The organism is Oribacterium sp. HCP28S3_H8 (assembly GCF_052064775.1).
GTDB lineage: Bacteria > Bacillota > Clostridia > Lachnospirales > Lachnospiraceae > Oribacterium.
This window is the reverse complement of the sequence record NZ_JBQHUZ010000002.1, coordinates 171,967-187,125: the sequence shown is the minus strand read 5'-3', so window position 1 is coordinate 187,125 and position 15,159 is coordinate 171,967. Positions and strand designations below refer to the sequence as shown.

9 protein-coding genes are annotated in these 15,159 nt (G+C 43.9%); 2 read left to right on the top strand and 7 right to left on the bottom strand.

The features are described from left to right. Nucleotides 1-138 precede the first annotated feature (138 nt). The 3 genes from ACTNEN_RS02965 to nrdD form a co-directional block, all read right to left on the bottom strand. Nucleotides 139-1,014, bottom strand: a complete 876-nt coding sequence (locus tag ACTNEN_RS02965) for a LysR family transcriptional regulator (protein WP_441204585.1) — start codon at nt 1,012-1,014, stop codon at nt 139-141. A 144-nt stretch (nt 1,015-1,158) separates the two neighbouring features. Continuing rightward, on the bottom strand, nt 1,159-3,141 hold the full coding sequence (locus ACTNEN_RS02960; RefSeq protein WP_441204584.1) for an aconitate hydratase: 1,983 nt from the start codon (nt 3,139-3,141) through the stop codon (nt 1,159-1,161). Between the two features lie 289 nt (nt 3,142-3,430). Next, nucleotides 3,431-5,680: an anaerobic ribonucleoside-triphosphate reductase gene (gene nrdD / locus ACTNEN_RS02955; protein WP_441204583.1), complete on the bottom strand. Its 2,250-nt coding sequence runs from the start codon at nt 5,678-5,680 to the stop codon at nt 3,431-3,433. A 700-nt stretch (nt 5,681-6,380) separates the two neighbouring features. On the opposite strand from nrdD, the gene ACTNEN_RS02950 reads away from it, so the two are divergent. After that, nucleotides 6,381-8,123, top strand: a complete 1,743-nt coding sequence (locus ACTNEN_RS02950; RefSeq protein WP_441204582.1) for a carbon starvation CstA family protein — start codon at nt 6,381-6,383, stop codon at nt 8,121-8,123. A 182-nt stretch (nt 8,124-8,305) separates the two neighbouring features. Here ACTNEN_RS02950 and ACTNEN_RS02945 read toward each other — a convergent pair whose 3' ends face one another. The 4 genes from ACTNEN_RS02945 to ACTNEN_RS02930 all read right to left on the bottom strand — a co-directional run bounded on the left by ACTNEN_RS02945 (nt 8,306) and on the right by ACTNEN_RS02930 (nt 12,881). After that, entirely contained in the window at nt 8,306-9,193 is an 888-nt protein-coding gene (locus ACTNEN_RS02945; RefSeq protein WP_441204581.1) for an MBL fold metallo-hydrolase, read from the bottom strand. Nucleotides 9,194-9,267: 74 nt separating this feature from the next. After that, nucleotides 9,268-10,551: an SLC13 family permease gene (locus ACTNEN_RS02940; protein ID WP_441204580.1), complete on the bottom strand. Its 1,284-nt coding sequence runs from the start codon at nt 10,549-10,551 to the stop codon at nt 9,268-9,270. Nucleotides 10,552-10,562: 11 nt separating this feature from the next. Then, nucleotides 10,563-11,561 (bottom strand): mannonate dehydratase, encoded by a 999-nt coding sequence (locus tag ACTNEN_RS02935; RefSeq protein ID WP_441204579.1) that lies wholly within the window; start codon nt 11,559-11,561, stop codon nt 10,563-10,565. A 39-nt stretch (nt 11,562-11,600) separates the two neighbouring features. Continuing rightward, the gene (locus ACTNEN_RS02930) at nt 11,601-12,881 is read right to left on the bottom strand and encodes an SLC13 family permease (protein ID WP_441204578.1); all 1,281 of its coding nucleotides are present in this window, start codon (nt 12,879-12,881) and stop codon (nt 11,601-11,603) included. 211 nt (nt 12,882-13,092) lie between these two features. Here ACTNEN_RS02930 and ACTNEN_RS02925 point away from each other — a divergent pair, with 211 nt between their 5' ends. Beyond that, nucleotides 13,093-15,012 carry a PrpR N-terminal domain-containing protein gene (locus ACTNEN_RS02925; protein WP_441204577.1) on the top strand — a complete coding sequence of 640 codons (1,920 nt, stop codon included), beginning with the start codon at nt 13,093-13,095 and terminating at the stop codon, nt 15,010-15,012. Nucleotides 15,013-15,159: the final 147 nt, after the last annotated feature.

The following is a 15,159-nucleotide window of genomic DNA, read 5'->3' as shown; positions in this document are numbered from 1 at the left end:
AACATTTCCTTCCCCGGATGCCTGCCTCCTCCGCGGACATCCCTTCTATTGACATAGTATAGCGGCGGTTCTATATAGTGTAAAATATATAAATAAGTATACTTTTCATCATATATTTTCTATGTATGTAAAACTTCATCACGATTTGATCTTGACATTTTTTATCACATAGCGAATCAGCTCATCGACTGCAGTCCGCCGGTTTTTCTCCTTTTTATAGATAAACCAGCTGTCTCGTGTAATCGGCTTCCCATCCTTCATGAGAAGCGGCGTCAAAGTAAGGTGATATTCATTCACAAAATTATCCGGCAGGAAGCATAAAAGATACTTATTTCCATCGGAAATACTCCGGAAAGCAAACTCAATATAGCCGGCATCCTCGGAGGGCTCCGGAAGCTCTGTGTCAAAACGCTCCCTCCACCAGTCCGCAATTTTCCCCATCGTTTTCTGGTTGGTCTGATACGCCACAAGCTCCATGTCCGGAAGCCGCAGAAGGTCCACCGGATCGCGCGTCACACAGTATGCCGCAGTATGATCTACCAGCTCGTGATAGACCTGAGCCGTATAATCCGAGCGGATAAACGCAGCGTCCAGCTCTCCCTCCATGAGCATCTCATAGAGCAAATTGCTCTGCTTATTGATAATGCGAATGCTGATCTCCGGGTGTGCCTCGCTGAACGGGTTCAAAACGTCATATAGCGAATACTTTGTATAGGTATAGGCAGAACCAATCCGGATCGTCTCCTTGTTCTGTTCCCGCAGCTTCCGGAGTCCATCCTTAAGCTCATTTTGAATCCGAATATGCTTTTCCGCCATCTCATAAACAAATTCGCCCTCGCGTGTAAAGCTCACCCCCTGCGGTGTCCGCTCCACGATACGGCACTCCAGCTCCTCCTCGATGGATTGGATCCGTTTTGTAATTGCCGACTGCGACTTATACAATAGTCCCGACACCTTTGTGATGCTCGGATGCTGATGCAGCTCATAAATGATTTTCCAGTCACTGTCCCGCATAAAGCCCTCCTTATCATGCCTTTTATCATAGCATGATAAGTAAGACTCCTGCCAATACAAAACAGCCGATATCTCTGATTTACTTGCTCCAATGCTTTCCGTGAGCTCTTTTTCTTTTTGCTTTTGCCTGCGCTCTATATTCCGTTACTGCTCCAGCGCTTCCACCTTAAGCACGCCCATCTTGACAAGCTGCTGCTTAAGATATCTCAGCTGACCTCCGGCAAGTACAACCGCAAGCTGCGCATCCGAGAGCTCCAGACGGCACTTGAATGTAAAATCCCTGGTCACGTCACGCACCAGAACTTCTCTCGTTGGAATCTGTCCGATAAAGTCATCAATCTCAAGCTCATCCATCTGATCCAGCCTGTCATAATCCGCCGGATCCTCAAAGATCATTGGTACCACTCCATGATTGATCAGATTGCCTTTATGAATACGCGCGATGCTCTTTGCGATGACCGCCTTCACGCCGAGATACATCGGGTTGATCGCGGCATGTTCTCTCGACGATCCCTGACCGTAATTCTCACCTCCAATGATGATGGACTTTTTAAGTTCCTTCGCCCGCCCGGCAAATTCCGGATCATAGCGGTGATAGCAGTATTTTGACATGAGCGGAATGTTGGAGCGCATGGAAGAGAATTCCGCCCCCGCAGGTGTAATATCATCTGTTGAAATATTATCCCCGGCTTTTAAGGAAATCCGTGCACAGAGGTTCTTTTCCGGCTTTTCCGGTACCGGAAGGAAGGCGATATTCGGTCCCTTCAGAACCTTCACCTTCGCTCGTTCCTCCTCCGGAAGCGGCGGGATAATCATCGCGTCATCCACTATGTAATGTACCGGTTCCTGAATATTGGCAAGCCTTTGAACCTCCTCACCCATAATTTCCTCTGCGGTCGCAAAGGTTCCCTTTATGGCAGTCGCAGCTGCGGTTTCCGGCGACACAAGATAAACATTCGCATTAGGAGAACCGGCACGGCCACGGAAGTTGCGGTTTGAGGTACGCACAGCAATACCATTGGTCGGTGGGACCTGCCCGATGGCGCAGCATGGACCACAGCTTAGCTCGAGGATCCGTACTCCGGCATCAATCAGCATATCAAGATAGCCATCCTTCAACAGCTGCTTATAGATCTGCTTGCTGGCAATTCCTGCTGTGCACTGAAGGTTTTCACTGACATGACGGCCCTGCATTACAAGGGCAGCCTTGGCAAAGTCGCTGTAGGAGCCATTGGTACAGGAGCCCATGAACACCTGCTCAACGACCGGATGCTCCTTAAGCGTCCGCATCGGCACAACATTGTCCGGCTGGTGCGGGAGCGCAATGAGTGGTTCAAGAGCACTCATATCAAGAGTCATCTCCTCATCATATTCCGCATCCGGATCCGGAAGAAACGCCTTATACTGGTCTCCGCGATCCTGCGCTTCCATAAATTCCTTTACAACCTCATCTGCCGGAAAGATGGAGCTTGTCGCGCCCATTTCCGCACCCATATTGGCAATGGTCAGCCGCTCCGGAACTGAAAGCGTCTTTACGCCCTCACCGACATATTCAAAAACCTTGCCGAGACCACCCTTGATCGTCACGCGGCGAAGCATCTCCAGCACGACCTCCTTGGCATTGACTCCGGCTCTTAGTTTACCAGTAAGATTTACCTTCACAACCTTAGGCATCGTCAGACGCATCGGAACACCTGCCATCGCTGTGGTAATATCCATGCCACCTACGCCGATCGAGAGCATGCCGACAGCACCGCCGGACGGCGTATGGCTGTCTCCTCCCATGAGCAGCTCACCGGGAACCGCAAAACGGGAGGTCTGCACCATATGGCAGATACCATTGCCGGGACGGGACACATATACTCCGGTCTTTTCCGCGATCGTACGCAGATAGTTATGGTCATCCGGTGTCTTGAAATCAATATAAAGAAGGTTATGATCAAGATAGGATACCGATGTTTTTACCTGTGTCGGGATGCCCAGCTGCTCAAATCCAAGATAGGTCATAACGGCATTGATATCATGTGTCAGCGTCTGATCGACCTTGACAAATACATCTTCTCCCGGCTGCATCGAGCCAGCGACCATATGTGAACGAATAATCTTACGTGTTAGTGAATCTCCCATGCTTATGTTTTCCTCCCTGACGTTTCTTATATTCTCGTAGTTAATTATTTGTCAATTTTCTATGCTTCCATTGTACTTGATGCTGCAGAAAAGAAAGAAATGCAATAAACAAATAATGGTATTCCAATTTGGAATGTCCTCAGATAAAAAAGAGGCTGCCGCCGGCACTTTATGTGCTCATGCGACACGCCTCTTATATGGATATTTCAGTTTAACGTTTCAATAAATAGTTAACGGAAATCCACTTGCATTTATGTTTTTATTATTCCGCCAGGCATAAAGTCTGCTATTACAGGTGCAGGACTCTGTCCTTAATCTCCTGTGTACGCCCCTGATTCCAGAACTGGGTTCCAATGTAGCCGCAGGTTCTTCTCGCAACAGACATCTTGGACTGATCACGGTTGCCGCAGTTCGGACACTCCCAAACCAGCTTGCCGTTTTCATCCTCGACGATTTTGATTTCACCATCGTATCCGCAGCATTCGCAGTAATCTGATTTGGTATTCAGCTCTGCGTACATGATGTTGTCATAAATAAACTTCATGACAGACAGTACCGCCGGGATATTGTTCTGCATGTTCGGAACCTCAACATAGCTGATGGCTCCACCCGGAGAGAGCTTCTGGAAATCGGACTCAAACTTAAGCTTTGTAAATGCATCAATCTGCTCACGTACATTTACATGGTAGGAATTGGTGATGTAGTTATGATCCGTTACATCCTTGATCACGCCAAAACGCTTCTGGAGGCACTTCGCAAACTTATACGTTGTGGACTCCATCGGTGTGCCGTAAAGTGAATAGCTGATGTTCTCCTCTTTTCTCCACTCCGTGCACTTATCATTGAGGTGCTGCATAACTTTTAAAGCAAAAGGCTTGCCCTGATGCTCCTCGGTATGCGATACGCCAAGCATCCGCATGGTCATCTCATAGAGACCTGCATACCCGAGAGAAAGTGTGGAATAATTGCCAAACAGAAGCTTGTCAATAGTCTCACCCTTCTTAAGTCTTGCGAGCGCTCCATACTGCCAGAGGATCGGAGCTACATCGGAAACCGTATTCATCAGTCTCTCATGTCTTAACTTCAGTGCTTTGTGGCAGAGCTCCAGTCTCTCGTCCAGGATCTGCCAGAACTTGTCCATATCTCCGTAGCTTGAGCATGCAACATCTACAAGGTTAATGGTAACAACGCCCTGGTTGAACCGTCCGTAATACTTGTGCTGACCCTGCTTGTAATTCAGCGCACCCGCCTTGTTATCATCGTTGCAAAGCCCTTCCGGCTGCTGCTCATTGTCCGGAGTCAGGAAGGAACGGCAGCCCATGCACGGATATACATCGCCCTTATATTCCTTCATCTTCTTGGCGGAAATGTAGTCCGGAACCATCCTCTTGGCAGTGCATCTTGCAGCAAGCTCTGTAAGATAATAGTACTTGGACTCCGGATAAATATTGTCCTCATCCAGCACATAAATGATCTTGGGGAATGCCGGTGTGATCCAGACGCCCTTCTCATTTTTTACGCCCTGCATCCGCTGCTTGAGGACCTCCTCGATAACCATGGCAAGGTCATCTCTCAGCTGTCCGTCCTCAACCTCATCCAGATACATAAACATCGTAACAAACGGCGCCTGTCCATTACAGGTCATTAACGTGATCAGCTGATACTGGATGGTCTGTACGCCGCGAGTAATTTCCTCTCTGAGGCGCTTATGTACCGTTTTCTCAATCTTTGCCTCATCCAGATCATCCCCATTTTCCTTACGCTCGGCGATAACCTGTTCCCGGATCTTTTTACGGCTGATATCAACAAACGGTGCCAGATGAGACAGGGTAAATGACTGTCCGCCATACTGATTGGATGCGACCTGAGCAATGATCTGTGTTGTAATGTTGCAGGCTGTGTAAAAGCTATGCGGCTTCTCAATCATGGTCTCCGAAATAACCGTACCGTTCTGAAGCATATCCTCAAGATTAATGAGGTCACAGTTATGCTCCTTCTGCGCATAGTAGTCTGAATCATGGAAATGAATTTCGCCTTCCTCATGCGCCTTGACTACATCCTCCGGCAGCAGCAGACGACGGGTAAGGTCCCTGGAAACCTCTCCGGCCATGTAATCACGCTGTGTAGAGTTGATCACCGGGTTTTTGTTGGAGTTTTCCTGCTTCAGCTCCTCGTTTGCCTGATCAATAAGTGAAAGAATCTCATCATCTGTAGTGTTGGATTTCCGGGCGATTTCTCTCTTATAGCGGTAACGCACATACTTCTGCGCAACCTCGTAGCCACGCATCTCCATGATGCCAGTCTCCACCATATCCTGGATATCCTCAACATTAACCGCATGAGAAGACTGCGATACCTTTTTAGCAACCGTATCTGCAACACCAAGGATCTGATACTCATTCATCCGGTAGATCGGCTCCACCTCATTGTTTGCCTTACGAATGGCATTGGCAATCTTGCTGATATCAAACTTTACTTCCTTGCCGTTACGCTTGATCACATTGGTTTTAACCTGGATTTCATTGTCCTGTGTATTCATATCCTGCATTCCTCTCCCCTGAAATATCATAAATTGACCTGCCACTCTGTCCGTCTATGATTAACAAATCGCTGAACCTGTTTCCGGATTTATGCTGAAACGGCGCTTACATGGCGTATTTACTTACATTTACGTGTTTTTTAAAACAAAATATTGTTGTTATATTAATCTCAAGCCCAACATATTGTGTGCGATGATTACTATACGACAAATTCAAGAAAAAAGAAAGAGCATTATAACTCCTGGATCTAGTTTTGTTTATTCTGTAAAAATTTCCGGATATTTTTCGTCAAGAATTTTATTCATTTGTATCTTGCCTCTAGTCGATGATCTATTATTTTTAGTCTCTTACTTCTTATCTTATATCTCATTTATTATTTCTTGTTTCCTGCTGCTCGCAAGTATCATAATCTCGCCTTCGGTCTATTTGCAGTAATGAAACAAACATGCCCGAATCGTAACGCAAAGCACAGCAAACGCATCCTTACAAATCCATTCCAAAAATCGGCATTTCACGCAGGAATATCAGTGATTCCATAACTATATGGCATAATAGTTAATTCAATGCCATTAAAATATTATAAAAATTTAATATTTCACAAAGATTTTACAAAGTCTGATAAAGGCATTGAACTTCGATTTATGAAGTGCTAGAGTCGGTTTCATTCAAAAAAACAACATTCCAAAGGGGGAGCTAATTATGAATAGCTTGGTAATATTGCTTATCGCCGGTGTCTGTTTGTTAGGTGGCTACCATATCTACGGTAAATATCTTGCTCGGACATGGGGCATTGATGAAAAGGCCGTCACTCCGGCTAAAAAGTATGAGGATGGTGAGGATTATGTCCCTTCATCAAAATTAACCGTTTTTACCCATCAGTTTTCATCCATCGCTGGTGCAGGTCCGGTACAGGGACCGATTCTTGCTGCAGCATTTGGATGGGTTCCATGCTTTTTATGGCTCCTCTTTGGCGGTATCTTCTTTGGTGCCGTACAGGATTTCGGAGCTCTGTACGCTTCTGTAAAGAATGATGGCAAGTCCATTGGTCTCGTTATTGAAAAATATATCGGCAAGGCCGGTCGAAGATTTTTCTCTCTGTTCTGCTGGCTGTTTACACTGCTCGTCATTGCAGCATTTACTTCCATGACCAGCAGCACCTTCAATGGCTTTACAAAAGCAGCTGATGGAACTGTTACGCAGAACTTTAATGGTGCTGCAGCTGCAACCATTTCCATGCTCTTTATCTTTGTCGCTATGGCTTTTGGTCTTGTACAGCGTCATTTCAAAAATATGTCTGAAGCTGCAAAGTCTGTAACCGCAATTGTACTTCTGGTTGCAATGTTTGCCGCTGGTATGTATCTTCCGATCTACCTTACCGGATCACAGTGGAATTTCGTGATTATGGCTTATCTTTTTGCAGCATCTGTAATGCCGATGTGGCTTCTGATGCAGCCTAGAGATTATCTTACAAGCTTTATGCTCGTTGGCATGATTGTCGGCGCTGTTGTTGGTCTTGTTGTTGCACATCCGGATATGAAGCTTAACGCATTTAACGGCTTTGTTCTTACCAATGCCAAGGGTGTCAAGAGCTACATGTTCCCGACCCTGTTTGTAACAATTGCCTGCGGTGCTGTTTCCGGATTCCATAGCCTTGTATCCTCAGGTACTTCTTCCAAGACTGTCCGCAATGAGAAGGATATGCTCTTTGTCGGATATGGTGCAATGGTTCTTGAGACACTCCTTGGTGTCTGCTCACTCCTGATCTGTGGTGCCGTTGCAGTCAACGGTGCTGTACCTGCAGATCTCACGCCGTTCCAGATCTTTTCACAGGGTGTTGCCGGATTCCTTGAGACCTTTGGTCTGCCAAACTCTGTAGCAAATGTATTTATGACCATGTGCGTATCCGCACTTGCATTAACTTCACTTGACTCTGTAGCAAGAATCGGTCGTATGTCCTTCCAGGAGCTTTTCAGACCTGATGAAACGGATCCGGCAAAGGTTCCTGCATGGCAGAAGCTTTTTACAAACCAGTATTTTGCAACTCTTGTTACGCTGATTCCTGGATATCTGCTTTGCCTTGGTGGATATACAAAGGTTTGGGCTCTGTTTGGATCAGCCAATCAGCTGCTTGCCGCACTGGTACTCATCGGTATCGCTGTTTTCTTAAAAGCTACCGGTCGGAAGGGCTGGATGCTTTACATCCCGATGACCATCATGCTTTGTGTAACCTTTACAGCCATCGCTCTTAACATCGTTGGCAATGTTAAGGCATTTGCCAATGGCACAGGTACGCTGCTTGTCAATGGTCTGCAGCTTGTAGTGGCGGCATTTCTGATTGTACTTGGTGTTATCGTTGCGGTTACCTGCATTCGCAAGCTTATCGCAACCAAGGCTGGCTCAGATCTCAATAAGGATGCAGAGAATGCTGTTTCCGCAGCCTGAGACTATCCATTGCCTTATTAAGCAGTGCTTGATCATTATGAATTATGAAACAAATCATTAACCAATACTTCTATTCATAAACCAATATAAGCATGAAAAACCGGGCAGTTCCCACTTAGGAGCCGCCCGGTTTTTCATGCTTTGTTTTTGCCAGGATAATTCCGAAACCTTACCATATCAGATCATGATCTGGTAGGGCAGGTTCTGACCAAATGAGGATACTTTTTTGGATAATAGGACATGACTTCCTCTGCCCGATTTATACACATATCATGCCAGCTATAATCTGTAACGAAAATAGAATAATCATTATAATCCTTTATTGTCGGCAGTACTTCATCTATATTGGCTTGATTTAAATGGCTCGGAAGGTTAATATCTACAGGCCACTGTGCCATTTCTTTAAGATCGTTAATAAATCTCTCCGCTGTTTCCGGCGTGGTCAGTTCATGTTCCATCTGTTTTGTACCAGGGCACATCATTTTGGTTCCCATGCCACCATGCATTGCGCAGTGATATGTTTTACCGGTTTCATCATCCGTATCATCAAAAAAGAATGAAGTCGCACCAAGAGTATGTCCCGGCGTAAGCTTAGTCCGAATGCTGAATCTGCCTAAAATAATAGGCGTATTATCATCATAGAAGCAGTCTACAGTATATGGTAATACAGGCATTGGAAAGCTGTCATCTCTGGTTCTCTGATGATTTTTTTCATCTTCCCTGGATAACCAGATCTCTGCACCTGTCATTTCCTTAAGCAATCTTGCGCCCTGTGTGTGATCTCCGTGATAATGACTAAGCAGAATCTTTTTGATATCTCTCGGATTATGTCCTGATTGATATATCCGATCTATAAGAAGATACAATGTAGCTTCATAACCTGTGTCAATAAGGATCAACCCATCTCCGCTATCAAGCAGATATGCACTTACATCATCCTGTCCGCCTACATTCCAAACATGAGGTGCCATACGATACACCGGCTCTGTATACTTCCATCTCTCATTCAGGTGACCTCCGCATCTAGGTTTCGGATTTTTGTATCCAAATATTTTTTCATCGCTCATCATAATGCATCTCCTTTCATGCTACAAACATATTTATGCGCAGTATTTCCTAATCATCACAAAATCTGCCTTATCTTTTATCCATAAACCAGGAAAAAGAAATTGCAGCTTACCGAAACAGCAATGATTGCAAGTACAATATATGGTACCGTAAATTTTGCCACCTTAGCCGGATTGTAACCACCTGCAGCATATGTGACCGCACCTTCTCCAGATCCAGAAGGAAATCCAATAGCCAGACGACACCCAATGTTGATTGCAAGGATAAGCCCTCGCGGATCCATATTGCCTGCCAGAGCAATACTTGCAGCAATGGGAATCAGAACATTTGAACACCCCGCATTGGATATAAAAGATGTCATGATAATAGTAACTGCAGTGAAAGTAAAGATAATCATAAACGAACTTGGATGGTCTCCGAGTACGCCAATGATCGCACTTCCAATCAGTTCTCCGGCCCCCGATGATCCCAACGCTGAAGCCATTGTTAATACACCTGCCATCATCCAAACCATATCAGCAGTAAGTGCGTGCACAGCTTCCTGTACCGAAAATGCTCCAGTATACAAAAGAATTAAAAGCCCTACTGACGGAGCAAGATACATAAAGCTTCCGGTAAATTTATTAAGTACCAAACATGCCATAACCCCGACAAAAACTGCATAAATTATCTTTTCTTTTACTGGATCCAGTGTCTTCTGATCCTTGACGTCCTTTAACGCCGCTTTATTGGTCTGCGTAGTTCTGGGCATTAACTTCCAAGCAAACAAACAATAAATGGTTAATACGATCACCGGAAGTATTGTGACTTTAAACGGATCCAACATCTGAAGCATTACATTTTCATTTTGAATAATGCCTTCATATTTTGCATTAACTGATGCAAATGTTGTAGCTCCGATTCCGATTGGTATAAATCCTTTCCATATCTGCATAACTCCAAGAAGCGGAAGCAGAAGCCGGCTCGGTGTAATTTCACCAGAATCATCCATCGTTTCCATAAATGCAAACATGATTGCAATCGTAGCAGTTGCCGGGATAAACTGAACAAATGCAGCTCCGACCAAATAAAATAAAGCAATCAGCAACATTCCACGCTTACTTTGCTGCTCATTTAAAAAGACTCTGATTCTCGGCACAAGACTGGTCTTTGTAAGCGCTTGACTTAATGCAAGCATTGGCGCAACAAGAATGATTGTCTTATTGGCAAATCCACTAAACGCCGTCTGGATATCCATGACTCCGGTGATGACCAGCAAAACACAACAGGACATGGACACAATACCAAACTTAACTTTATTAATTACAAACATTACAGCCATAAAAATCATTATGGCTAAAACAATGTACGTCTGTGACATAACCCTCCTCCTTATTTTTTCGGACTTATTTTTTCTTGTTCTTTCTCAATCGCCCAGATTAATCCCTTCATAAAGCCTGTCGGGTATGCAAAGGAACCCATCATACCTCCAAATCCGTCCAATGGCTCAAATGCATGATCGACAGAAATCACCGCATTGCAATTGCATTGAATCAACTGTTTCATGATAGCATACATATCCGCATATCCATCCTCCGCCAAAGTTTCCTCAAACCTCGGAAGTGGTGCACTCACATTGCGAAAATGTACACAGAGTATCCGATCCTCAGCACAAAGCTCTTTAATATCCGAGAATATGTCTCCGAAGGCACTGCCTCCCTCCAGCCAGCAGCCAGTGCATAGCTTAATTCCTAATGTTTTGGAACCATGTGCTGCTTTAAACGCTCTACGATAGCACTCCATGTTGTAAATCAGCGATGGAATGCCTGCCATACAAGCGATTGGCGGGTCGTTAGGATGAAGTGCCAACCGTATGTGATGATCTTCCGCCACCGGAATGACCTGATCCATGAAATATTTAAAGTTCTCCCAGATTTCATCTTCCGTATAGGCGCGTTTTTCTGCATTTGGGCGTGCCAGAATCTCATCTGCATCGCAGTAAGCTGATTTTCCTCCCCTCGTATACTTACCAACTCGATGATCCGTTCTAAGTATTCCATTTGGCTGCCAGGCAATAGACGTAAAAGGAATCTCTGCCTTGGCAAAAACCTCAAGCATCTTTTGAAACTTATTGATCTCTGCATCGCGATTCGGCAGATTCAGATGGATCGCTTTGTTTTTCTGTAATGAACCGACAGTAGCATCCGATACCTTAAGATTGTACTTTGCAAAACGCTCCTTTTGTCTCATAATGATATCGTATCCATCTTGTCCCAGGACTTCAGATTCCTTAAGAGAAAGTCCAACATATTCTATCCCCATTTGCTCAATATATCTTAACGTGTCATCCGAATCAGCAGTTCTTACTGGTACCTGTGGTCTTAAACTCATTTTTTCAATCCTCCTTTATCACGCTAATTACGCATTCACTCAACCATAAACCGGGAAAAAGAAATTTGCGCAAAGTACCATGGAAACTGTTCCGATAATCAGAAATGGAATTGTAAATTTCAATGTCTCGCCAATTTTATACTGACCGGTTGCGAAGGCGATACCACACGCCGGGGATCCTGACGGAAAGGCAATTGCATATCCGGAGCAGCACGATACGATCAAAACCACTCCTCGTGGGTCCATACCTCCAGCGATTGCGGTAGATGCAGCAATCGGAATAAGAATGTTGGAAGTTGCGGAGTTTGACATAAAAGTCGTCATCAGTACCGTTGCAATCGCAAATACTGTCAGCACAGCAATACCACTTGGATTTCCTCCGAGGATATGGATAATCAGATTTCCTATGGCATCTCCGGCGCCAGTCTGTCCCATGGCATCGGCCATGACTAAAACACCTGCAAGCATCCATGTGGAGTCACTCGTAATTGATTTAACAACTTCATTAGTGCTCATAGCGCCCGTCCATGCAAGTAGAAGTGCTCCGAGAATAGGAATACCATACATAAAATCTCCCAAAAGTTTGTTGAAGAACAGAGAGAACATAACCAAAATAAAAGTTATATAGATAATAGTTTCATCTCTCTTGGAAATCTCCTTCTGTTCCTTTGTCTCCTTAAGTTTTTCCTGCGCTATCGGACGATTTGGCATAAGTTTATATGCTGCCATACAATAGATCAGAATAAGAATACATGGGATGATGGAAACTTTGAATCTGTCAAACACACCCAAAAGCTGATTCGGAGATGCACCAAGTCCCTCATATCGTGCATTCAGGTTAGCAAAAGAAGTTGCTCCCATGCCGATGGGAAGTTTAGTGCCCCAGACTGAAATGATACCAAGTACCGGAAGAAGCATACGAGATGGTGTAATATCACCTGTATCACTTAATGAAAGTAAAAACATAATCATAATGGTCATGTTTCCTGTAGTCGGCAGAAATTGTGCAAAAATAATTGCTAAGCCATAGAAAATGATCAGCAGGACGATTCCTCTTTTAGCTTCCATTTTTGAAATATTTTCACGGATTTTTTTAAGAAGACTTGTTTTTCCAAATGCTGCGCTCATCACAAACATACCTGCAACAAGAATGACGTTTTTATTGCTTAGACCGCCAAATGCCGTAGGCAAATCAAAAATGCCAGTAAAAAACAATAATGCGCAGCAAGTCATAGTCGTAAGACCAAATGGCACTTTATGAAGGAAAAAAGAAATGATCATAAAGACCGTGATTAATAATACAATGGTGAGCTGACTCATAGTAACCTCCCTTAAATACGCGGCGCCATCCGCCTAAATTTGATGAGATTACTTTACATAATTTTAACAAACCCATCTATTTGTAAACTATCTTAATCTTAACTTTTTTTCTATGCACAACTGCAAAAGTTCAATTATTGAGATATAATTGTTTCATTACATTCTAATAGATTTCAATTTTCATTCATATAATTCAGGAGGTGCGCTGTTTATGGCAAAGGTTGCAATTCTTTTACCAAATTCTGATCTCGTAGAAAGCGCAGTACAAGCTGCCGCAAAAAATCATTTGGATCTCTCTACGGTTTCCACAATCACAGAGCGATCACTTCCACAATTACTATCCGCCCTGATTGATAAAAATAATCCTGCTGTAATTATCGCTCGCGGTGGTCAAGCTAAAACCCTGAAATCCATTTCTTCTCTTCCTGTGGTTGAAATTAAAATCACACCGTATGAACTATTTCTAATGTTAAATAAAGCAAAGGAATTAACTCAGCATAAGAATCCATTGATTTATGTTACCGGACCTGACAATATGTTTGATAACGTAAGCATTTCTTCTTTGCAAAAAAATCTAAAGATTCGCCTACGTTTTGCCCTTTTTGATTCTGCCGAGGAAATGCAGCAAACTGCCGCGGATGTCTGTACACAAAATCCTGACGTTGTGATTGGCGGTAAAACCGTGACAGACTACTGTCAGAAACATGGAGTTGCCACTCTCCGAACGTTCTCTGGACCGGAAAGTATGTATGAAGCATGTCGTATTGCAAAAATCCTTAGCGATGCCCTGGACAATGAAAAGAAGCACGCCGCCAGTCTTTCCATGTTTATCGATGAAATTTCAAGCGGTGTAATCCAGATTGACGAAAGAGGAAATATCATCCGCGTCAATCAGTTTGTAACCCATCTTTTCCGGACAACGGAAGATCAAATTATAGGAAAAGCTATAGACACATTTATCCCGGACATTTCTTTAGACTTTGTCACACGTATTTATGCAAGAAGAAAGGGCATCCACGGTCTGAATGTCCGCATAGATGAAGGAGAATTCTATATTAATATGAATCCTGTCATTGTTGATGATCGGGTGAGCAGTGTAATCATCAACTTCTTTGAAGGTATCCCAAATTTATCCACAAGTGTTGAAAACAACCAGAACGAACTGATCCGACGTGGATACACTGCAAAAGCGACATTTAATACCATGGTCAGCCGCTCCACTGCAATGCAGGAAATTATCCGTAAAGCAAAACTTTATGCTGCATATCTACTGCCGATCCTATTGATTGGAGAGCACGGAACAGAAAAACAGCGGATTGCAGAATGCATACATAATGCAGGTTCCTATAAAAAATATCCCTTTATCCGGATTAACTGCAGCGGCTATAATCCGGATGCTCTTAATAAAATTCTTGATTCCGGATTTACCTGCTTTGAAGAATTCAAATTACTGCGTAACACTCCTTGTACGATTTATCTGGATGAGATTTCTTCCCTCTCAAGCTATGCGCAGCAGAGGCTTTACACCTTGGTCAGTACCAGCCGGACCGTACTGGATCCAACAAAATTGTCTGTTGGCTCAAATCAGATCCGCTTCATCCTGACCGACAGTAAGGATCTTAGACCTCTCGTGCGCGATGGCCTTTTTAGACAAGAAACTTACTATGCTATTTCAAAGCTGACTCTGCGCGTGCCGCCACTTCGTGAACGAAAAATGGATGTTATGGGATTTGTGGATTCCACCCTCAGCGAGCTTGAGAAACGGTATGGACGTTATATTAAGCTCACACAGGATGCGCAGAGTTTTCTTTCTCGATATGACTGGCCAGGTAATCTTCTGGAAATTGACGCGGTCATTTCCAGAGCTTATGTTAATTCGGAGTCATATTACCTTAATACATCGGATATTGAAGCCTGCATAGATCATACTTTCTCTGTTCATCCACAGCATACCGATATTGATGTTTCGGATAAAGCAATCCTGCCTGAAGAAGCATCTCAAATTATTGCTGCGCTCCATAACTACCATGGGAACCGAAAACAAACCGCTGCATCGCTTGGGATCAGCGTCTCTACATTGTGGCGTCAGATGAAAACATTTAAGATTCCTAAAAACGAAGGTAAAATATGATCATGTTTTGACTCAAATTATATCCATGTTGAAATTTCAACTTTCACATGAAAAAAATTTATCGAAATCATAGAATTTACTTCAAAATAGATGCACCTTATGATCTAAAAAGCTGTTTCCCAGAAATATAATCTGAGAAACAGCTTT

Coding starts and splice junctions, on each gene's coding strand:
- nrdD (WP_441204583.1), bottom strand. CDS start 5,680: ATGAATACACAGGACAATGAAATCCAGGTTAAAACCAATGTGATCAAG.
- ACTNEN_RS02930 (WP_441204578.1), bottom strand. CDS start 12,881: ATGAGTCAGCTCACCATTGTATTATTAATCACGGTCTTTATGATCATT.
- ACTNEN_RS02940 (WP_441204580.1), bottom strand. CDS start 10,551: ATGTCACAGACGTACATTGTTTTAGCCATAATGATTTTTATGGCTGTA.
- ACTNEN_RS02950 (WP_441204582.1), top strand. CDS start 6,381: ATGAATAGCTTGGTAATATTGCTTATCGCCGGTGTCTGTTTGTTAGGT.
- ACTNEN_RS02945 (WP_441204581.1), bottom strand. CDS start 9,193: ATGATGAGCGATGAAAAAATATTTGGATACAAAAATCCGAAACCTAGA.
- ACTNEN_RS02960 (WP_441204584.1), bottom strand. CDS start 3,141: ATGGGAGATTCACTAACACGTAAGATTATTCGTTCACATATGGTCGCT.
- ACTNEN_RS02965 (WP_441204585.1), bottom strand. CDS start 1,014: ATGCGGGACAGTGACTGGAAAATCATTTATGAGCTGCATCAGCATCCG.
- ACTNEN_RS02935 (WP_441204579.1), bottom strand. CDS start 11,561: ATGAGTTTAAGACCACAGGTACCAGTAAGAACTGCTGATTCGGATGAC.
- ACTNEN_RS02925 (WP_441204577.1), top strand. CDS start 13,093: ATGGCAAAGGTTGCAATTCTTTTACCAAATTCTGATCTCGTAGAAAGC.